Genomic DNA, 20,119 nt, shown 5'->3' with positions numbered 1-20,119 from the left:
CGCGGGAGATCCGTTCGGGTCTGTGAAACGCACGGGTACGGCTCTTGGGAAGGTGCGTTTTCGCGACTCGGGCAATGGATGATCTGCTCGAGTATGCGAATGACACCGATGTGAGTGGCAGATGGGTGCGTTTCTGCGACTTAGCGGGCAGGGGCACCGCCCGGGTCTGGGTAACGCACGGGTGCGGGCTCTGGGCGGGTGCGCTTCTGCGACCCGGGGAGAGGGAACCGTCGGGTGATGCGGAGCGGCCCGCTCAGGCGGGCACGTCGACGATGCGCACCTCGCCGGGCTCCGGAGCGACGGATCCCTGCGACCAGGCGGCGAGGTCGTCCGCGAGGCGGCCGAGAGCGTCGGCCGGGGTCCACACCTCGAACTCCGCCCGCGCGACGTACCGCGTCTCGCCGAGCACCGCGTCGTGGGAGCGGGTCCAGTCGCGCAGCAGGTTGTCGAAGCGCCCTGCCTCGGCGTGGTTGACGGCGAACGTCGCGCGGGTGAGCGCTCGGCGCTCGACGATGGTCGCGTGATCGAGCGCCTCCGACACCGCCGCGCCGTATGCGCGCACGAGGCCTCCCGCGCCGAGCTTGACGCCGCCGAAGTAACGGGTGACCACTGCCACGAGATCCGTCATCCCGCGCCGACGCAGCACCTCGAGCATCGGGATGCCCGCCGTGCCCGACGGCTCGCCGTCGTCGGACGAGCGCGCCTGGTCGCCCGTCGTGCCCGTGACCATCGCCACGCAGTTGTGGTTCGCGTCCCAGTGGCGCTTGCGGATCCGCGCGATCTCCTCGTCGGCCTCCTCGGGCGAGGAGACCGGCACCAGGTGGGTGAGGAACCGCGACCGTCTGATCTCGAGCTCGTGCTCGACCCGCTCGGCGATCGTGGCGGGGTAGACGGGCATCCTCCGAGGCTACCGGCGCGGAGCGACGACATCGTCGGCGGGGTCGTGGCCGTTCTGATGACGGGTGCCGCGCCGCGTGCCGGGAAGGCCCGGTGCACGACGACGCCATTTCTCGGACGGGTCGCGCGGATCACCGGCGCGTCGAGCGGCCCGCGCAGGAACTGGCGTCGTTGTGCATCGAGGAGGCCAGAACCTCGGCGGGGCTGCAGGAAACGGGACCGCGGGAGGAAGTGCGCGGCGGGCGAGACGCGTGCTGACGGCCGGATGCACGACGCCGCCATCTCTTGGACGAGGCCTGCGGATCACCCACGCGGCGGGGGATCGCGCGAAGAGCGACCTCGTCTCGCTCCCCACGGCGACGTGGCCGGCCCCGCACCTCCGGTGCGGAGGAGGGCGGATGTCGACGACCGATTCATGACGAGTGAATCGCTCCGCATCCCCCGCGCGGGGGAGGGCGGATCCCCGTCACGCGGCGGAGGCGCCGGACGGCGGGCCCAGGGAACATGGAGGCATGGATACGCAGATGATGGTCTTCCTGATGATGTTCGGCCCCCTGGCGGCCGCGATCACGACCGCCGTGAACGCGAATCGGATCAACGCCGCATACCGTGCCTGCAGGGAGGCGCGGCGCGCGCCCGCGAAGTGACGCGCCGGGGCGCTGCAGGGTCGTGCACCGCACGAGGACCCCGGTGCACGACGACGCCAATCGGCATCCGAAGTGCGCCCGTCACCGGCGGGTCGGGCCAGCGGCATGAACAATGGCGTCGTCGTGCATTCGCGGGGAGCGGAGGGGGCGCCGCTACGCGGAAGCGGCATCCGTCCGCAGTTCAGGCTCTCGGGCCGCCACCCGATGCAGGACGACGCCGATCAGCGCTCGTGGCGCTCGGGTCGACGGCGTGTCGGACCATCCGGGCGAAAGGTGGCGTCGTCGTGCATCCGCGCCCCGGGGCACTCCGGCACCTTGCCCCGCCGCGCCGCGGGGTGAGCCGCGCGCGCAGGCCCCGCCCGCGGGATGAGGCAGACTCGAGGGGATGACCTCCTCGCTGCTCGAAGCCGCCCGCGCCGCGGGCGATGACGCCGACGCTCTCTACGACGCCTTCCTCGAGTGGACCCTCGAGCGCGGCATCGAGCTGTACCCCGCGCAGGACGAGGCGCTCATGGAGCTCGTCTCGGGCAGCAACGTGATCCTCGCGACGCCGACCGGCACCGGGAAGTCACTCGTCGCCATCGCCGCGCACGCCATCGCGATCGGACGCGGCGGCCGCACCTACTACACGGCGCCCATCAAGGCGCTCGTGAGCGAGAAGTTCTTCGCCCTCGTCGAGACCTTCGGGGCCGAGAACGTCGGCATGGTCACCGGCGACTCGTCGGTGAACGCGGATGCCCCCATCGTCTGCTGCACGGCGGAGATCCTCGCGAACCTCGCCCTGCGCGAGGGAGAGGCCGCGGACGTCGACCAGGTCGTCATGGACGAGTTCCACTACTATGGCGACCGGGACCGCGGGTGGGGGTGGCAGATCCCCCTCCTGCTCCTGCCGCGGGCGCAGTTCCTGCTCATGTCGGCGACGCTCGGCGACACGACCCGGATCGAGGACGACCTCACGCGCCGCACGGGTCGCGCAACGACGCTCGTCGCGGGGGCCGAGCGCCCCGTGCCCCTGCACTTCTCCTACGAGAAGCGCCCCGCCCACGAGGTCGTGACGGAGCTGCTCGACGAGAACGAGGTGCCCGTCTACATCGTGCACTTCAGCCAGGCCGCGGCGATGGAGCGGGCGCAGTCGCTCGCGAGCATCGCCGTCGCCTCCCGCGCCCAGCGCGACGAGATCGCGGAGGCGCTCGGCGACTTCCGCTTCACGACGAGCTTCGGCAAGACGCTCTCGCGCCTCGTGCGAGCGGGCATCGGCGTGCACCACGCGGGCATGCTGCCGCGCTACCGGCGCCTCGTCGAGACGCTCGCCCAGCGCGGTCTGCTGCGCGTCATCTGCGGCACGGACACCCTCGGCGTGGGGATCAACGTGCCGATCCGCACGGTGCTCGTCACGGCGCTGTCGAAGTACGACGGCACGCGCATGCGGCGCCTCGGCGCCCGCGAGTTCCACCAGATCGCCGGGCGCGCCGGGCGGGCGGGGTACGACCCCTACGGCAACGTGATCGTCCTCGCCCCCGAGCACGAGATCGAGAACGAGCAGGCGCGGAAGAAGGCCGGCGACGACCCCAAGAAGCTCAAGAAGGTGCAGAAGAAGCAGGCGCCGAAGGGCTTCGTCAGCTGGAGCGAGCAGACCTTCGAGAACATCATCGAGGCGGATCCGGAGCCCCTCGCCCCGCAGATGCAGATGACGTCGGCCATGCTCATCAACGTCATCGCGCGCGGCGGCGACGTGTTCGCGAACGTGCGCTCCCTCGTCTTCGACAACCACCAGCCGCCCCGCGAGCAGTACGCGCTCGCCCGCCGGGCGCTCGCGATCTTCCGCACGCTCCGCGACGCGGGCCTCGTCGAGGTGCGCGGATCCGACATCCGGCTCGTCGTCGACCTGCAGCCCAACTTCGCCCTCAACCAGCCGCTGTCGCCCTTCGCCCTCGCGGCGCTCGAGCTGCTGGATCCCGACGAGGGGCCGGGCGCAGTCGGCACGGGCAGCTACGCGCTCGACGTCGTGAGCGTCGTCGAGGCGACGCTCGACGACCCGCGCGCGATCCTCTCCCAGCAGGAGTTCAAGGCCCGCGGCGAGGCGGTCGGCGCCATGAAGCGCGAGGGGATCGAGTACGACGAGCGCATGGAGCTGCTCGAGGAGATCACCTACCAGAAGCCGCTCGACGAGCTGCTGCAGCAGGCGTTCGAGACCTTCGCCTCGTCGCAGCCGTGGGTGCGCGACTTCCGCCTGTCGCCGAAGTCGGTCGTGCGCGACATGTACGAGCGGGCCATGACGTTCGCTGAGTTCGTGCAGTGGTATCAGCTGGGCCGCAGCGAGGGACTCGTGCTGCGCTACCTCTCCGACGCGTTCCGTACGATCCGCCAGACGGTGCCGCCCGAGGCGCGGACGCCGGAGCTCGAGGACATCGTCGAGTGGCTGGGCGAGATGGTGCGTCAGGTCGACTCGAGCCTCGTCGACGAGTGGGAGACGCTCATCGCCGGGCTCGACGCGGATCCCGCCGATGGGCCCGTCGTGCCTCCGTCACCGCCCTCGGTCGTGAAGAACCGTCGCGCGTTCACGGTGCTCGTGCGCAACGCGATGTTCCGGCGGGTGCAGCTCGCTGCCCTCGAACGCGACGACGAGCTCGCCGATCTCGACCCCGACGCGGGGTGGCCCGAGGCGCTCGACGCGTTCTACGCCGAGCACGACGAGATCCTCACGGGCGCGGCGGCGCGCTCGCCGCAGCTGTGCCGCATCGACGAGAGCGATCGCGACGTGTGGCGGGTCGAGCAGACGATCGACGACCCGGCGGGCGACCACGACTGGCGTATCCGCGCCGAGGTCGATCTCGCGGCGTCCGCCGACGAGGGCGAGGCCGTCGTGCGGGTCTCGGAGGTCGTGCGGCTGTAGCTGGCCCCGCGCCCCCGCCGGGGCGGCGGCCCGTCCTGCCGTGCGGTGTGGCGGGGTGCGGAGGGCGGTGCGTGTCTCGATCTCTGCGGGAATGGCGCCGGCGTTCCCGCACCTTTTGAGACACGGCGGGGCCTGGGGGCGGTGCGTGTCTCGATTCCGGTGGGAATGGTGCCGATATTCCCGCACCTTTTGAGACATGGTGGGGTCTGGGGGCGGTGCGTGTCTCGATTCCGGTGGGAATGGTGCCGATATTCCCGCACCTTTCGAGACACGGTGGGGCCTGGGGGCGGTGCGTGTCTCGATTCCGGTGGGAATGGTGCCGATATTCCCGCACCTTTCGAGACATGGTGGGGCCTGGGGGCGGTGCGTGTCTCGATCTCTGCGGGAATGGCGCTGGCATTCCCGCGCTCTTCGAGACACGGTGCGGAGGGCGACGCCGACGTAGTCTGGCGCCATGCGCGGATCCGCTGTCGCCCGTCTCGAGGTCATCGCCGGCCCGATGTTCGCCGGGAAGTCGGAGGAGCTGCTGCGTCGCGTGCGGCGATCCCGGGCCGCGGGCGTCGACGTCGTCGTCGTCTCGCACGCCGTCGACACCCGGTTCGGTGCGGGGGCGGTCTCCTCGCACGCCGGTCAGCAGGCGGAGTCGCGCACGGCCGCCGACGCCGAGGGGATCCTGCGGATCGCGGGGCAGGGCGATCCGCCGGGACTGCTCGCGATCGACGAAGCGCAGTTCTTCGGCCCGAGGCTGATCCCGGCGATCGAGCGGATCCTGGATCGGGGGACCACGGTGATCGCGTCGGGCCTCAGCGTCACGTTCGACGGCGCGCCGTTCGAGCCGATGCCGTCTCTCATGGCGCTCGCCGAGGACGTCGCGAAGCTCACCGCGGTCTGCGCCGTGTGCGGCGCCGACGCCGCGTTCCACCTGCGGGTCTCCCCGGGCGCGAGGACAGGCGCGCTCACGGCCGCCGCGGAGCACATCGGCGGCGCCGAGACCTACCAGGCGCGCTGCCGGAGGCACTTCTCCGCGGGAGGAGCGGACCGGTCGGAGTCGCGCGAGCGCACCTGAACGGCCGGGCAGGACGTCGTCGCGCCGGAACCCGAACGTCCCGAAGGATCCGCGGCGCGGAGCGCATCGCCCGGCCCGGCCGAGTGCGTCGGCGTCTGACCCGCGTGCCGCGGGGCGTCAGCGCACGCCGCGTGGCACGCGAATGCGGGATCCGCGGTGCCGCGAGAGCCCCGCTGCGCGGCCGCTCGCGGGCATCGCGATCTCGGAGCGGGCGCTCAGGACTCGGCGATGAGGCCGCGGGCGATCGCGGCGGTCGCGGCCAGCCAGGCGCGCTGCGTCTGCGGACGCAGGGCGCCGAAGTGCAGGTGCCCGTCGATCATCGCCGGGTCGAAGGGGATCTGCACGACGTCTCGCGTGAGCTTCCGGTAGCCGTCGATCACGCGGCGCACCTCGTTGAGGGGCGCCTTCTGGTCGGCCTGGCTCACGACCGTCACGGCGTTCGCCGCGAGCTGCGCCGAGCGCTCGTCGCGCTCCGCGAGGGCGTCGAGCAGCAGCGCACCGGCCTCGGCGTGCTCGTCGCGGGTCGTCGTGGCGACGACCAGCTGATCGGTGCGGTCGATCATGCGGCGCCACAGCGGATCCGACTCGTCGTTGCCCGAGTCCATGACGATGAGGCGGTAGTAGCGAGCGGCGACCGCGTGGATCTTGTCGACGTCCTCCGCCGTGACCCGCTGCTCCGACGCGAGCGCGATCGGCTGGGACCGCAGCACGTCGAAGCGGTCGCGGCGCTGGTGGTGCACGTAGTGCGCGACGTCGGCGGCCTGCGCGTCGGTCGAGAGCAGGTGGTCGGCGGCGCCGAGCATGTCGTGCAGGGTCGCGTCGTGGGCGCCCTTCTCGGTGCGCCAGCCGAGCGTGCCGCGGGTCTGGTTGTTGTCCCAGGCGAGCACGCCGGCGCCGCCGTAGCGGGCGAACACGGCGGCCGTGAGGATCGTCGTGGGCGTCTTCCCGGATCCGCCCTTGCCGTTCACCACGGCGATGGTGCGCGGGCCGGGCCAGTGCTGGCCGACGGCCATCTCGTCGGCGCGCTCGGCACGCTCGGCGGCCCCGGGCGACATGCGGATGCCCATGCGGGTCATCGTGCCGCGGAAGCCCTGCGTCGCGGGCTGCTCGTCCTGCTCGTCGGATCCGCTGTTCGTGAGGAACGTCTCGCGCTGCGCGCTGCGGTCGGCGAACTCGCGCTGCGTGCTGCGCGGCGTCACCTCGACCTGCGGCGTCGAGGGGCGCGGCGTCGTGGGGGCGGCCGTCGGAAGCGTCGGAGACGTGGGGCGCGGCGCGGCGGGCCGCGTCGGGTAGGGGGCGGGGTCCGGGCTCGCGTGCTCGACGCCGCCGTCTCCGGAGACGATGAGCGGCCACTGCCCGTCGGGCTCGATCACGACCACGCGCACGGGGTGGTCGAGCTGCGCCGCGATCTCGGCCGTGAGCCGCACGATCTCGCGGCGCGCGTCCTCGGCGTGCGTCGTCGCGATCTCGCGCGGCGTCTCATCGATGACGAGAACGGCGGATCCGTCCGGCCGGATCTCGGCGTTCAGACCGTCGTCGTTCGAGCTGTCGCGCATGGCGCCCCCTCCGGTGCTTCTGAAGCATCGTCACACACCGTCGCGCGCGCGACGGACACTTGCAAGCCTACCCAGGAGCACCCCGCGAAGATGTCCTCGCCGTGGTGCCGGGAACGGAGATTGTCAATCGGACGTTGTCCGCCCGCGAGGTCAGGGGGCCTCTGAGGTGCTTGCCGCGCTGCTCTCTCGCTCGCGTGCCTGCTGCGCGGTGAGCGCCTCATGTCGCTTCTCCGTCTGCTCCAGGCTTCTCACCCGCGTGCGGAGCGCGAGCCCCATCCACGATGAGCGCTCCGAGCGGGTATCGACGATGAATGCAGCGACTGGTGCCACACCAAGACAGGTCGTGAGCGAGAGTGCTAGCCAATGACCCGGGGCTGTTGCGTCAGCGGAGCACGCCGCCGCCCACAGGAAAACCTGAACGATCAGCCCGAAGATGAAGAAGGCGCGCCCGAAGCCATGGAAGACCTTTCCGAATGGCTTCAGCTGACGTCTCCGCCGGTGGAGACCGACAGGTCCGGGGCTCCACAGCAGGCCGGGGGGCTGCGCACGCGCGAAGAGAAGAACGCACGTCCCGTAAGCGGTGAACAGATTCGCCACGAGACAGACAGCGGCGAGCGGGAGGGCCTTCTGCCAGGACATGCTCGTCATCGCGCCAACAGCGATCACGGCAAGGAACGTCCCCACGGGGAACACCCCGAGCAAGACGTACGTCCGCAGCACGAGGACTCTATTCGAGGCGTGTGACGAACGGCTGTCCAGCCACGAGATCTCCTCCCGAAGGCGACGAATGCTCTCGCGCGCGTTCGCGATGCGGGCGGTCAGCGGTGCGAGAAGGAAACGGCCCGAGGCGAGGCCGAGCAACAGCGCCGGGACGGCGATGAGCAGGAGACCGCTGATGGCTTCTCGCCGTTCGGCCAGGTCCGCCGCTTCGGTCCCGAGAGGTGACGCGGTGAGACCCGCGATCACGAACACAGTCCAGGTCGCGAAGAAGGCAGTGAAGACGTGCGCGAGCGCGGTGACGGCGTGGCGGGTATCAGCAGAGTCTGCGGTGTCGCCGCGGAACACCGCGTTGGCGAAGGTCACGAGCAAGCCCAGGATGGCAAGGAGCGCGGGCGCGGTCCAAGGCATGTGAGCACCAGAAGCGCGCCCCCATTCTCCCCAGATCGACCACACACTCGGCAAGATGCGTGACGGTGCATCGTGACCGGTCAGGACCACTGCCAGCGTGGTCGCGCAGAGCAGGACGATAACGGTCAAGCCCAAGCTGACGATAGACGCCTGGCCCCAGTCGGGGCCGAACGTCGTCGCGGAGCGACCGGCTCCCCCTCCGTCGCTCGATGCATCGCGCGACGAGGTGTTTGAGCCGGTCGTGGGGGTTCTTCTTCTCCAATGACGGAACATGCGGCCAGGATTCGGGAGGGGGCTGACAAACGAAGAGCCGCGCCCCGTCTCGCCCCGCCGGACCGCCTTTGCCGTGAGGACAAGAATCGCGGATCTTGGCGGGCGGGACGGCGGGATCGCGGATCCTTCCTGCTCGTAGCGTGGAGAGCACGACCATCCACGAGGGCCCACCCGGCCCGCCCGACGAGGGAGTCGCAGCGCGTGAACGAACCCTACGAGACACTCCGAGCCGAATTCGCCGCCTGGGAGGAGCTCGCCGAGCGGATGATCCCGCTCATCGGACGCCTCTTCCGAGAGCAGGGGATCGTCCCCTCGCTGCACGGGCGCCGCCTGCTGCAGCTGTCGCCGCAGCAGATCCTCGCCACGCATCGCACGACGCGCCGCGTGGGCGACGAGGTGCTCGACCCGGAGAAGACGATGGCGGTGCTGGAGGCGCTCGCCGCGCTGCGCCCCGGCCCCGCCTCCGTCGACATCGCGCGCCTCGTCGAGATCCACGACGAGCGGGGCGGATCCTACGACGACGCGTCGCTCGCGGCGTTCCTGCGCGCCGAGCTCGTCGACGTCGTCGACGCCCGCCCCTCCGCGCCGACCGACGTCGTCATCTACGGCTTCGGGCGCATCGGCCGCCTCGTCGCGCGCATCCTCCTCGCGCACCAGACGACCGGATCCGGTCTGCGGCTGCGTGCCATCGTCGTGCGCGATCTCGCCGAGGGCGACCTGGAGAAGCGCGCGAGCCTGCTGCGCCGCGATTCCGTGCACGGGCCGTTCGCCGGCACGATCGAGGTCGACGAGGAGCGAGGCGCCCTCATCGCCAACGGCGCCCTCGTGCAGGTGATCACCGCGGCGTCCCCCGAGGAGGCGGACTACGCGAGCCGCGGGATCCGCGACGCGATCGTCGCCGACACGACCGGCCGGTGGCGCGATCGCGACGGCCTCGCCCGCCACCTCGAGGCTCCCGGCACGGCGCGCGTGCTGCTCACCGCCCCCGGGAAGGGCGACATCGAGAACATCGTCTTCGGCGTCAATGACGAGCGGATCGACGGGGGCGATCGGATCCTCTCCGCCGCCTCCTGCACGACCAACGCCATCACCCCCGTACTCGCGGCGCTCGACGAGGCCTTCGTCGTCGAACGCGGGCACGTCGAGACCGTGCACTCGTACACGAACGACCAGAACCTCATCGACAACTTCCACCGGGGCGAGCGACGCGGCCGATCCGCGGCCCTCAACATGGTCATCACCGAGACGGGCGCGGCCCGCGCGGTCGCCAAGGCGCTCCCGCAGCTGCGCGGCAGGCTGACCGGCAGCGCGATCCGCGTGCCCACGCCGGACGTGTCGCTCGCGATCCTCAACCTCCGGCTGCGGCGCGAGACGACGAAGGACGAGATCAACGCGTTCCTGCGCCGCACCTCGCGGCACGCGCCGCTGCGTCAGCAGATCGACTTCTCCGAGTCGCCCGAGGCGGTCTCGAGCGACTTCGTCGGCAGCACCCGCGCCGGCGTCGTCGACGGGCTCGCGACGATCGCGGAGGGCGGCCGCGACGTGGTCCTCTACGTCTGGTACGACAACGAGTACGGCTACTCCTGCCAGGTGGTGCGGGTGCTCGAGCGCATGGCGGGCGCGCACCCCACCGTCCTGCCGCTCCGGCGCGCCGTCGCGCTCGACGACGCCATCGCCGACGAGCTGGCGGACGAGGCGCGCGCCGCACTGGCCTGAGCGCACGGGAGGGGCGGATCCGAGCCATTCGGATCCGCCCTCTCCCGTGCGTCGGTCGCGTGGCTGCTCTGGCTCGCGAGTGGCGCAGACATTCGCGAAAGGCGCAGAAATGGGGTCGGATATCTGCGCCACTCGCGAGAATCTGCGCCACTCGCGAGCCGGTGGTGGTGGGCCCGGGAAGGGGCCGGAGGCGGCGCTACTTCGCGACGAGCGTCGTCTCGAAGCTGTACATGTCGGGACGGTAGACGTGGCGGCCGAACTCGACGGCCTCGCCCGACGCGTCGAAGGCGACGCGCTCCATCGTGAGCAGGGGGCTGCCGCGGTCGACGTCGAGCAGCTCCGGCTCGTCGTCGTGGGCGCTGCGCGCGCCGATGCGCTGCTGGGCGACGCGGATCGTCACGCCGCGGGCGCGGAGCATCGCGTAGAGGCCCGTCTCCTCGAGCTGCGCGGCGCCGAGGTCGGCGAACCGCGTCGGCAGGTGGTTCTCGAGGATCGCCATCGGGGCGCCGTCGGTCGTGCGCAGGCGCCGCAGCCGCAGCACCTCGTCGCCGACGGGCACGCCGAGCTTCTCGGCGACCGCCTCGGGCGCCGCGATCGTCTCGAGGGCGAGGAGCCGCGTGCCGGGGGAGAGGTGGGAGCCCTTGAGGTCCTCGTAGAGGCTCGTCAGCTCGACCTCGCGGGTGACCTGGCCCTGCACGACCTGCGTGCCGATGCCGCGGCGGCGCACGAGCAGCCCCTTGTCGACGACCTCCTGGATCGCGCGGCGCACGGTCGGGCGAGACAGCCCGAGCCGCTGGCTGATCGCGATCTCGTTCTCGATGCGGGCGCCGGCGGGGATCCGGCCGGAGCGGATCGCGCTCTCGAGCCGGCTCGAGATCTGGAAGTACAGGGGGATGGGGCCCGTGCGGTCGAGGTCGGCGAACAGCTCATCCGGCCAGACGGGTGCGTCGGCTGCCATGGGATCCCCCTCGTCGTGCATGTCCGCACAATCCTACGCAGGCGCTCTCCTCGCCCTCGTGCGAGCCCGATATGTTGTGATATTGTCAGGACAAATTGGGATCGCTGCCCGGGATCCCCTTCGGTCACACCACGATGGAGTCTGCCGATATGAGCTTCGCCCCCGACGTACTCGCCATCGGACGCCTCGGCGTCGACCTCTATCCCCTGCAGGACGGCGTGGGCCTCGAGCAGGTCGAGACGTTCGGCAAGTACCTCGGCGGCACCGCCGGGAACGTGACGGTCGCCGGCGCGAGGCACGGACGCCGCACGGCGCTCGTCTCGCGCGTGGGCGACGACCCGTTCGGCCGATACCTGCTCGCCGAGCTCGAGCGTCTCGGAGTCGACAACCGCTTCGTCGCCACGGATCCCGTGCTGAACACCCCCGTGACGTTCTGCGAGATCTTCCCCCCTGACGACTTCCCGCTCTACTTCTACCGCGAGCCCAAGGCCCCCGACATGAACGTCGAGCCGGCCGAGATCGACGCCGACGCCGTGCGCGCGGCGCGCATCCTCTGGGTCACGACGACGGGCCTCAGCGACGAGCCGAGCCGCAGCGCCCACCACGCGGCGCTGGAGGCGCGAGAGCGCGCCGAGCACACGATCCTCGACCTCGACTACCGACCGATGTTCTGGGAGACCCCCGCCGACGCGACCGCGCAGCTCGAGGAGGTCCTCGGACGCGTGACCGTCGCGGTCGGCAACCGCGAGGAGTGCGAGGTCGCCGTCGGAGAGACCGATCCCGACCGCGCCGCCGACGCGCTGCTCGAGCGCGGCATCGAGCTCGCGATCGTCAAGCAGGGCCCCAAGGGGGTGCTCGCCAAGACCCGCGACGAGCGCGTCGAGGTGCCCACCCACGCGGTCGACGTCGTCAACGGGCTCGGCGCGGGCGACGCCTTCGGCGGGGCGCTCTGCCACGGACTGCTCTCCGGATGGGTCCTGGAGCGGATCCTCCGCTTCGCGAACGTCGCCGGCGCGATCGTCGCGTCGCGCCGCGAATGCTCGACGGCGATGCCGACCTCCGACGAGGTCGAGCGCGCGCTCGAGGGAGCTCTCTGATGGGCCGCCTCGTCGAGAGCGACTTCGCCGCCCTGCGCGAGCTGCGCACGCGCCGCCCTGCGGAGCTCTCGGAGATCTTCGCCCGCCGCCGGCGCCGCGACCTGCTGGGCTCCGACGGGCGCCTGTTCATCATCGCCGCCGACCACCCGGCGCGCGGATCCCTCGCCGTCGGCGAGGATCCGAACGCGATGGACGACCGCTACGACCTGCTCGACCGGCTCGCGACGGCGCTCGCCCACCCGGGCGTCGACGGCGTGCTCGGAACGCCCGACATCGTCGACGACCTCGCGGGCCTCGGCCTGCTCGACGACACGCTCATCGTGGGATCCATGAACCGCGGCGGCCTGCGCGGCGCGTCGTTCGAGATGGACGACCGCTACACGGCCTACGACGTGCCGACCATGGCGGATCGGGGCATCGACCTCGCGAAGGCGCTCGTGCGCATCAACCTCGGCGATGCGGGGACCCTCCCCACCCTCGAGGCGACCGCGCGCGCCGTCACCGAGGCCGCCGCGGCGCGACTGCCGATCATGCTCGAGCCCTTCATGAGCGACTGGCGCGAGGGACGGATCGTGAACGACCTGACGCCCGACGCGGTCATCCGGTCGATTGCGATCGCCGCAGGGCTCGGCGCCGACAGCGCGTACACGTGGATGAAGCTGCCCGTCGTCGACGAGATGGAGCGGGTCATGGCCGCCACGACGATGCCGACGCTGCTGCTCGGCGGCGACGGCGGAGGCGACCCCGACGCGATGTTCGCGTCCTGGCGCGACGCGCTGGCCCTGCCGGGCGTCGTCGGCCTCACGGTCGGGCGCAACCTGCTCTATCCCCCCGACGACGACGTCGCGGGCGCGGTCGACACCGCGGCCCGCCTCGTCCACCCCGACACCGCGCGCGACGACGCGTGAGAACCGACCCTCCCGCACGGAAGAGGACATCATGAGCGAGACCGACACCCCCACGATCGGGCACTGGATCGACGGCGCCCCGCGCGCCTCGACGAGCGGGCGCACGGCCCCCGTCTTCCACCCCGCCACCGGCGAGAAGCAGGCCGAGGTCGCCCTCGCCGATCAGGCGGAGATCGACGAGGCGCTGCGGTCGGCGCAGCGCGGATTCGAGACCTGGAGCGCGCTGTCGATCGCGAAGCGCCAGGCCGTGATCTTCGCGTTCCGCGAGCTGCTCAACGCCCGCAAGGGCGAGCTCGCCGACATCATCACCCGCGAGCACGGCAAGGTGCGCTCCGACGCGATGGGCGAGATCCTCCGCGGCCAGGAGGTCGTCGAGCTCGCCACGGGCTTCCCGCACCTCCTCAAGGGGGCGTTCAGCGAGAGCGTCTCGACGGGGATCGACGTCTACTCGATCAAGCAGCCGCTCGGCGTCGTGGGCATCATCAGCCCCTTCAACTTCCCGGCCATGGTGCCGATGTGGTTCTTCCCCATCGCGATCGCGGCGGGCAACGCGGTTGTGCTCAAGCCCAGCGAGAAGGATCCGTCCGCCGCGCTGTGGCTCGCCGAGCTGTGGAAGGAGGCGGGGCTGCCCGACGGCGTCTTCACGGTGCTGCAGGGCGACAAGCTCGCGGTCGACGGCCTGCTGACCGATCCGGTCGTGCAGTCGATCTCGTTCGTCGGATCCACCCCCATCGCCCAGTACATCTACGAGACGGCCTCGACGCACGGCAAGCGCGTGCAGGCCCTCGGCGGGGCGAAGAACCACATGCTCGTGCTGCCCGACGCCGACCTCGACCTCGTCGCCGATCAGGCGATCAACGCGGGCTACGGCGCCGCGGGGGAGCGCTGCATGGCCATCTCGGTCGTGCTCGCCGTCGAGCCGGTGGCCGACGAGCTCATCCGGAAGATCGTCGCCCGCATCGAGAAGCTGCGGATCGGCGACGGCGCGTCGACGCCCGAGCCCGACATGGGGCCGCTCATCACGCGCGAGCACCGCGAGAAGGTGTCGGGCTACGTCGACATCGCCGAGCGGGACGGCGCGACGATCGTCGTCGACGGCCGCGACTTCCAGGTGCCGGGCGGGGAGGGCGGCTTCTTCTTCGGGCCGACGCTCATCGACCGCGTCCCGACCGACTCGCGCGCCTACACCGAGGAGATCTTCGGGCCCGTGCTCGAGGTCGTGCGCGTCGCCGGCTACGAGGAGGGCGTGGCGCTCATCAACTCGGGCGCCTTCGGCAACGGCACGGCGATCTTCACGAACGACGGGGGAGCGGCGCGGCGGTTCCAGAACGAGGTCCAGGTCGGCATGATCGGCATCAACGTGCCGATCCCCGTTCCCGTCGCCTACCACTCGTTCGGCGGGTGGAAGCAGTCGCTGTTCGGCGACGCGAAGGCCTACGGCGTGCACGGCTTCGACTTCTTCACCCGGGAGAAGGCGATCACGAGCCGCTGGCTCGACCCCGCGACCCACGGCGGCATCGACCTGGGATTCCCGCAGAACGACTGAGCCCGCGGTCCAGGTCCCCAGGTCTTCGACAAGTCCGCTGCGTGTGGCGGGGGAATTGACGAAGACTTGGGGATCCACAGGCCCGCCCCGACCCGACCCGGCCGAACGGGACCCGCAGACCCCGACCGACCCGCACCGCAGCGACGAGAAGCGAGAACGACATGGGACAGACGACGCGGATGACGGTGAGCCAGGCGCTCATCGCGTTCCTCGCGAACCAGTGGACCGTCGACGGAGACGTGCGCGAGCGCACGATCCCCGGCGTCTTCGGCATCTTCGGGCACGGCAACGTCGCCGGCGTCGGACAGGCGCTGAAGCAGCTGGGCGAGACGCACCCCGACCTCATGCCCTACCACCAGGCCCGCAACGAGCAGGCCATGGTGCATCAGGCCGTGGGGTACGCCCGCATGCACCGCCGTCGCGGCACCTACGCGGCCGCCGCGTCGGTCGGCCCCGGCGCCGCGAACATGCTCACCGCCGCGGCGCTCGCGACCGCGAACCGCCTCCCCGCCCTGCTGCTGCCGAGCGACACCTTCGCGACGCGCGTCGCGGATCCCGTGCTGCAGCAGCTGGAGCACCCGCACGACACGAGCCTCCAGGTCACCGACGCGTTCCGGCCCCTCTCGCGCTTCTTCGACCGGGTCGAGCGGCCGGAGCAGCTCTTCTCGATCGCCCTCTCCGCGATGCGCGTGCTCACCGACCCCGCGGAAACGGGCGCCGTGACGATCGCCCTGCCGGAGGACGTGCAGGCCGAGGCGCTCGACGTTCCCGCCGAGTTCCTGCAGCCGCGCGAGTGGCGCATCCGGCGCCCGCGGCCGGAACGCGACGCGATCGCGGCCGCCGCCGAGGCGATCCGCCGCGCCGAGCGGCCCCTCGTCGTCGCGGGCGGCGGCGTGCTCTACTCCGGTGCCGAGGACGAGCTGCGCGCCCTCGTCGAGGCCACGGGGATCCCCGTCGGAACCTCCCAGGCGGGCGGCGGGGTGCTCGCCTGGGACCACCCGCAGAACCTCGGCGGGGTCGGCGCCACGGGAACGCTCGCCGCGAACCGGATCGCCGCGGAGGCGGACGTCGTCATCGGCATCGGCACCCGCTACAGCGACTTCACGACGGCGTCGCGCACGGCGTTCCGGGATCCCGACGTCGCCTTCGTGAACATCAACATCGCCTCCTTCGACGCCTACAAGCACGGCACCCAGCTGCCCGTCGTCGCCGACGCGCGCGAGGCGATCCTCGAGCTGACGGAGGCGCTCGCGGGGCACGTCGTGCCGACGGCCCACGCCGCGCGCGTCGCCCGCGAGAAGGCCGCGTGGGACGCCGAGGTCGATCGCGCCTTCGCGCCGTCCGGCCTCGCGCTTCCCGGCCAGCCCGAGATCATCGGCGCCGTGCAGCGGGCCTCCGATCCGGAGGACGTCGTCGTCCAGGCCGCGGGATCCCTGCCGGGCGACCTGCACAAGCTGTGGCGGGTGCGGGATCCGCTCGGGTACCACGTCGAATACGCCTTCAGCTGCATGGGGTACGAGATCGCGGGCGGCCTCGGCGCCAAGCGCGGCGCGGAGGCGTCGGGATCCGATCGCGACGTCATCGTCATGGTCGGCGACGGCTCGTACCTCATGCTCCACACGGAGCTCGTGACGGCGGTCGCCGAGGGCATCAAGATCATCGTCGTGCTCATCCAGAACCACGGCTACGCGTCGATCGGGCACCTCTCCGAGACGGTCGGATCCGAGCGGTTCGGTACGAAGTACCGCGCCTACGACCCGCAGGCGCGGAGCTTCGAGAGCGGCGACGTGCTGCCCGTGGACCTCGCCGCGAACGCCCGCAGCTACGGACTCGACGTCATCGAGGTCGATCCGGGCCCGCGCGCGATCGACGACCTCGGCGCCGCGGTGCGCGCGGCGAAGGCGTCGGACCGCGCGACGGTCATCCACATCACCAGCGATCCGCTGATCTACGCGCCCGACGGAGCAGGATGGTGGGACGTGCCGGTCGCAGAGGAGTCGGCGATCGCCTCGACGGCCCGCGCCCGCGCCGAGTACGTCGAGCAGCAGAAGGCCCAGCGACCGCTGCTCGGCTGAGCGCGGCGCGAGAACGAGCACAGGACCCGAGAGGACGAAGATGTCGGCACCCGACCTGACCGCGGCGACGGGGGAGAACCCCGGCCTGCGCATCGGCACGGCCCCCGATTCGTGGGGCGTGTGGTTCCCGGACGACGAGAGGCAGGTGCCGTGGCGGCGCTTCCTCGACGAGGTCGTCGAGGCGGGCTACACCTGGATCGAGCTGGGCCCGTACGGCTACCTGCCCACGGATCCCCATCAGCTCGAGGACGAGCTCGGCAGCCGCGGGCTGAAGCTCGCCGGCGGCACGGTGTTCACGGGCTTCCACAAGAGCGACGACGAGTGGCGGCGCGCGTGGGACCAGGCGGTGCGCGTCGCGGGGCTTGCCTCCCGGCTCGGCGCGGAGCACATCGTCGTCATCCCGGATCTGTGGCGCAGCGACGCGACGGGGGAGGCGCTCGAGCCGCGCACGCTCGAGGACGAGCAGTGGGCGAAGCTCGCGGCGGGCCACGACCGGCTCGGCAAGGCGCTCGCCGAGGAGTACGGCGTGGCGCAGCAGTTCCACTCGCACGCCGACAGCCACGTCGGCACCTGGCGCGAGGTGACGCGCTTCCTCGACGAGACCGACGAGCGCTACACGAGCCTCTGCCTCGACACGGGCCACTTCGCCTACTACGGCGGCGACAGCCTGCGCCTCATCGAGGAACGCCCGGAGCGCATCGGCTACCTGCACCTGAAGCAGGTGGATCCGTCGCTCCTGTTCGACGTGCTGAAGAACGACACGTCGTTCGCCGACGCGGTGGCGGGCGGCATCATGATCGAGCCGCCGCACGGCGTTCCCGACCTCGCGCCGATCATCGAGGCGGTCGCGACGATCGCCCCCGACATCTTCGCGATCGTCGAGCAGGACATGTACGGCTGCGACGTCGATCGCCCGTTCCCGATCGCGCGCCGCACGCGCGAGCACATCTTCGGCTGCACCCACCTCGCACGGCAGAGCTGAGCGGCGCCGATCTCGGCGGTCGCTCCACGAAAGGACTCCCATGACCCCGCCTCCCCTCCGCATCGGGCTCATCGGCACCGGCCGCATCGGCCAGGTGCACGCCGCCGGCATCGCCGCGAACCCCCGGACGACGCTCGCGGTCGTCGCGGATCCGTTCGTCGAGGGCGCCAGGCGCGTCTCGGAGCGATACGGAGGCCGCGCGACCGACTCGGCGGACGATCTCATCGGATCCGGCGAGGCGGATGCGGTGCTCATCGCGTCGCCGACCCCCACCCACGTCGACCTCATCGCGTCCTCGGTGGCGCAGGGACTCCCCGTGCTCTGCGAGAAGCCGATCGACCTCGATATCTCGCGGGTGGAGGCGCTCCGCCCCGTCATCCGGGAGGCGGGCGTGCCGGTCGCGCTGGGCTTCAACCGGCGCTTCGACCCGGCCTTCGCGAGCGCCCGCGCCCGCGTCGAGGCCGGGGAGATCGGCGCGCTCGAGCAGCTGTCGATCATCAGCAGGGATCCCGCCGCCCCTCCCGCCGACTACGTGCGGGCGTCGGGAGGCATCTTCCGCGACATGACGATCCACGATCTCGACATGGCGCGCTTCTTCCTGCCCGAGATCGTCGAGGTGCAGGCGGTCGGCAGCCGCCTCTTCGACGAGGGCGCCAGGGAGCACGGCGACTTCGACACCGCCGTCACGACCCTGCGCGCGGCGAGCGGGGCGATCGTGACGATCGCGAACTCCCGTCACAGCGCCACGGGATACGACCAGCGCCTCGAGGCGTTCGGCGCGCGCGGCATGCTGCAGGTCGCGAACGCGCCGACGAGCCTCGTGAGCCTGTCCACCGCTCAGCACGTCGAGGCGAAGCCGCCGTACCAGGAGTTCTTCCTCGAGCGCTACGCCGCGGCGTACGCCGCCGAGCTCGCGGAGTTCGTCTCGCTCGCGCGCGGAGAGGGGTCGACGAGCCCGACCTTCGACGACGGCCGCGCCGCGCTGATCCTCGCCGACGCCGCGCAGCGGTCCGCCGAGGAGGGGGTCGCTGTTCCCGTCGACCTGAGCTGACGGGGCGGCGCTCTCGCTCCTCGAGGAGCCTCCCTCCGAGCGCCGATCGGTCTCGGGAGGCGGGCGGGATCCGACGGGTGGAGCGACCGCCGTCTCGGAGCGTCGTCGCGCAGGTTCTCGCGGGCCGCGCCGACTACGCTGGAGGGCGGAGAGGACGTTGCTGTGAGGCGCAATGCTGAAGCTGTGGAAGAGGGCGTGGCGATCGCCCTCGCCGCCGTGCGGCTGCAGGTGAAGAACCGCATCCTCGTCGGCACCATCACCCGCGACGACGACTTCGATCCGGACGCGTTCAGCGAGGACGCCCGCGAGGCGCTCCACGCTCTCGCCGATGAGCAGGAGAACGCGTCGATCGCGATGAAGCAGGCGCGACGTCAGGCGTGGGGGCGGCACAGCGACTCCCGCGGCACCCACGACTACCGCGACCGCGACACCCGCAACCTCCGCCGCCGGGCGAAGCAGTACGGCGGCGTCGCGAAGAAGCTCCGCGAGCTCGCCGAGGATCCGGACCAGGTGCGCACCATCGTCGAGGACGCGCGCTCGGCCGCGTGGCACGACGTCGAGATGAACCTCGACCGCCGTCTCTCGATCGAGGCGATGCGCCCCGAGGACGACCCCGAATACGCGCGCATGCGCGAGGCGCGGATGGAGGCGCTCATGTTCGTCGACCTGCAGCGCCTCGCGGGGGAGTCGAAGCGCCGTCACCAGCAGGCGGACGACGGCTCCCACTGATCGCTCAGACACGCCCGAGCCTGCCGCCCGGATTTCGTGCGGCATCGCGGTTCGGTGTAGTCTTAATGAGTTGCCGCGGAAACGCAGCGACAGGATGCGCCCCTAGCTCAATGGATAGAGCATCTGACTACGGATCAGAAGGTTGGGGGTTCGAGTCCCTCGGGGCGCGCCACACGAGAAACGGTCTCCACTTCGGTGGGGGCCGTTTCTGCGTTCGCGGTCAGACGGCTCTCCTGCTCGCGCCGGATCATCGGTGGCCTGCGGCCCGGGTGTCCGCTGAGGGCGGCACCACGCGGCCGGATCAAGGCCTCCCCATTCCTTTCGGCCCGTCACCCGAGACCCGAAGCGCGCTCTGGCGATGGCGCCCGATGCTCGACCGCGCCGTCCTCGCCTGGCTGCGCGAGTTCGCCCCGGCGGGCCGTGGACGGTCGACAGCGGCACGGACGCCCGCGGCCGGGGTCACGCGCTCGAGCCGGAGGACCTCGGACGCGCCTTCATGTTCGCGAGCCCGGCATGAAACAGACGGCGCTCGCCGCGAGCGGCGACGAGTGGGCGCGGAGCCGCCTCCCCGGCCACGAGCTCATCACGCCGCCGCCC

At 71.5% G+C, this 20,119-nt stretch carries 15 protein-coding genes and 1 tRNA gene; 12 read left to right on the top strand and 4 right to left on the bottom strand.

Features of this window, described 5'->3' with window-relative positions; all coding sequences use genetic code 11:
• Window positions 1-253: 253 nt before the first annotated feature.
• Window positions 254-898 (bottom strand): YigZ family protein, encoded by a 645-nt coding sequence (locus NHL53_RS09780; protein ID WP_433776679.1) that lies wholly within the window; start codon window positions 896-898, stop codon window positions 254-256.
• A gap of 511 nt (window positions 899-1,409) precedes the next feature.
• On the opposite strand from NHL53_RS09780, the gene NHL53_RS09775 reads away from it, so the two are divergent.
• From NHL53_RS09775 to NHL53_RS09765, 3 genes are all read left to right on the top strand, one after another.
• Window positions 1,410-1,544, top strand: coding sequence for a hypothetical protein (locus NHL53_RS09775; protein ID WP_433776678.1), 135 nt, complete (start codon window positions 1,410-1,412; stop codon window positions 1,542-1,544).
• 385 nt (window positions 1,545-1,929) lie between these two features.
• Entirely contained in the window at window positions 1,930-4,437 is a 2,508-nt protein-coding gene (locus tag NHL53_RS09770; protein WP_433776677.1) for a DEAD/DEAH box helicase, read from the top strand.
• A gap of 454 nt (window positions 4,438-4,891) precedes the next feature.
• Window positions 4,892-5,503: a thymidine kinase gene (locus NHL53_RS09765; RefSeq protein ID WP_433776676.1), complete on the top strand. Its 612-nt coding sequence runs from the start codon at window positions 4,892-4,894 to the stop codon at window positions 5,501-5,503.
• Window positions 5,504-5,718: 215 nt separating this feature from the next.
• Here NHL53_RS09765 and NHL53_RS09760 read toward each other — a convergent pair whose 3' ends face one another.
• Window positions 5,719-7,059: an AAA family ATPase gene (locus NHL53_RS09760; protein ID WP_433776675.1), complete on the bottom strand. Its 1,341-nt coding sequence runs from the start codon at window positions 7,057-7,059 to the stop codon at window positions 5,719-5,721.
• Between the two features lie 150 nt (window positions 7,060-7,209).
• Window positions 7,210-8,316, bottom strand: a complete 1,107-nt coding sequence (locus NHL53_RS09755; protein WP_433776674.1) for a hypothetical protein — start codon at window positions 8,314-8,316, stop codon at window positions 7,210-7,212.
• 345 nt (window positions 8,317-8,661) lie between these two features.
• Here NHL53_RS09755 and NHL53_RS09750 point away from each other — a divergent pair, with 345 nt between their 5' ends.
• A complete protein-coding gene (locus NHL53_RS09750; RefSeq protein ID WP_433776673.1) occupies window positions 8,662-10,176 on the top strand; it encodes a glyceraldehyde-3-phosphate dehydrogenase in 1,515 nt (504 codons plus the stop codon).
• Window positions 10,177-10,372: 196 nt separating this feature from the next.
• On the opposite strand, the gene NHL53_RS09745 is transcribed toward NHL53_RS09750, so the two are convergent.
• The gene (locus tag NHL53_RS09745; protein WP_433776672.1) at window positions 10,373-11,134 is read right to left on the bottom strand and encodes a GntR family transcriptional regulator; all 762 of its coding nucleotides are present in this window, start codon (window positions 11,132-11,134) and stop codon (window positions 10,373-10,375) included.
• Window positions 11,135-11,283: 149 nt separating this feature from the next.
• Here NHL53_RS09745 and iolC point away from each other — a divergent pair, with 149 nt between their 5' ends.
• The 8 genes from iolC (at window position 11,284) to NHL53_RS09705 (ending at window position 19,694) form a co-directional block, all read left to right on the top strand.
• Window positions 11,284-12,231 (top strand): 5-dehydro-2-deoxygluconokinase, encoded by a 948-nt coding sequence (gene iolC, locus NHL53_RS09740; protein ID WP_433776671.1) that lies wholly within the window; start codon window positions 11,284-11,286, stop codon window positions 12,229-12,231.
• Window positions 12,231-13,139: a Cgl0159 family (beta/alpha)8-fold protein gene (locus NHL53_RS09735; RefSeq protein WP_433776670.1), complete on the top strand. Its 909-nt coding sequence runs from the start codon at window positions 12,231-12,233 to the stop codon at window positions 13,137-13,139. Before iolC ends, NHL53_RS09735 begins: the two co-directional genes overlap by 1 nt.
• Before the next feature lie 31 nt (window positions 13,140-13,170).
• Window positions 13,171-14,685, top strand: coding sequence for a CoA-acylating methylmalonate-semialdehyde dehydrogenase (locus NHL53_RS09730; protein ID WP_433776669.1), 1,515 nt, complete (start codon window positions 13,171-13,173; stop codon window positions 14,683-14,685).
• Window positions 14,686-14,846: 161 nt separating this feature from the next.
• Window positions 14,847-16,760, top strand: a complete 1,914-nt coding sequence (gene iolD / locus NHL53_RS09725) for a 3D-(3,5/4)-trihydroxycyclohexane-1,2-dione acylhydrolase (decyclizing) (protein WP_433776668.1) — start codon at window positions 14,847-14,849, stop codon at window positions 16,758-16,760.
• A gap of 40 nt (window positions 16,761-16,800) precedes the next feature.
• Window positions 16,801-17,742: a sugar phosphate isomerase/epimerase family protein gene (locus NHL53_RS09720; protein WP_433776667.1), complete on the top strand. Its 942-nt coding sequence runs from the start codon at window positions 16,801-16,803 to the stop codon at window positions 17,740-17,742.
• 40 nt (window positions 17,743-17,782) lie between these two features.
• Window positions 17,783-18,793 carry an inositol 2-dehydrogenase gene (gene iolG, locus NHL53_RS09715; protein WP_433776666.1) on the top strand — a complete coding sequence of 337 codons (1,011 nt, stop codon included), beginning with the start codon at window positions 17,783-17,785 and terminating at the stop codon, window positions 18,791-18,793.
• Between the two features lie 183 nt (window positions 18,794-18,976).
• A complete protein-coding gene (locus NHL53_RS09710; protein ID WP_433776665.1) occupies window positions 18,977-19,522 on the top strand; it encodes an asparagine synthase in 546 nt (181 codons plus the stop codon).
• A gap of 96 nt (window positions 19,523-19,618) precedes the next feature.
• A tRNA-Arg gene (locus NHL53_RS09705) sits at window positions 19,619-19,694 on the top strand.
• Window positions 19,695-20,119 lie beyond the last annotated feature (425 nt).

The organism is Microbacterium sp. gxy059 (genome assembly GCF_050958665.1).
Taxonomy (GTDB): domain Bacteria; phylum Actinomycetota; class Actinomycetes; order Actinomycetales; family Microbacteriaceae; genus Microbacterium.
The sequence above is the reverse complement of the archived record's forward strand: the minus strand, read 5'-3'. Positions and strand labels throughout refer to the sequence as shown.

What these genes read in the sequence shown, in the direction of transcription:
- NHL53_RS09780 (WP_433776679.1), bottom strand. Translation starts at nt 898, where the DNA reads ATGCCCGTCTACCCCGCCACGATCGCCGAGCGGGTCGAGCACGAGCTC.
- NHL53_RS09775 (WP_433776678.1), top strand. Translation starts at nt 1,410, where the DNA reads ATGGATACGCAGATGATGGTCTTCCTGATGATGTTCGGCCCCCTGGCG.
- NHL53_RS09770 (WP_433776677.1), top strand. Translation starts at nt 1,930, where the DNA reads ATGACCTCCTCGCTGCTCGAAGCCGCCCGCGCCGCGGGCGATGACGCC.
- NHL53_RS09765 (WP_433776676.1), top strand. Translation starts at nt 4,892, where the DNA reads ATGCGCGGATCCGCTGTCGCCCGTCTCGAGGTCATCGCCGGCCCGATG.
- NHL53_RS09760 (WP_433776675.1), bottom strand. Translation starts at nt 7,059, where the DNA reads ATGCGCGACAGCTCGAACGACGACGGTCTGAACGCCGAGATCCGGCCG.
- NHL53_RS09745 (WP_433776672.1), bottom strand. Translation starts at nt 11,134, where the DNA reads ATGGCAGCCGACGCACCCGTCTGGCCGGATGAGCTGTTCGCCGACCTC.
- iolC (WP_433776671.1), top strand. Translation starts at nt 11,284, where the DNA reads ATGAGCTTCGCCCCCGACGTACTCGCCATCGGACGCCTCGGCGTCGAC.
- NHL53_RS09735 (WP_433776670.1), top strand. Translation starts at nt 12,231, where the DNA reads ATGGGCCGCCTCGTCGAGAGCGACTTCGCCGCCCTGCGCGAGCTGCGC.
- NHL53_RS09730 (WP_433776669.1), top strand. Translation starts at nt 13,171, where the DNA reads ATGAGCGAGACCGACACCCCCACGATCGGGCACTGGATCGACGGCGCC.
- iolD (WP_433776668.1), top strand. Translation starts at nt 14,847, where the DNA reads ATGGGACAGACGACGCGGATGACGGTGAGCCAGGCGCTCATCGCGTTC.
- NHL53_RS09720 (WP_433776667.1), top strand. Translation starts at nt 16,801, where the DNA reads ATGTCGGCACCCGACCTGACCGCGGCGACGGGGGAGAACCCCGGCCTG.
- iolG (WP_433776666.1), top strand. Translation starts at nt 17,783, where the DNA reads ATGACCCCGCCTCCCCTCCGCATCGGGCTCATCGGCACCGGCCGCATC.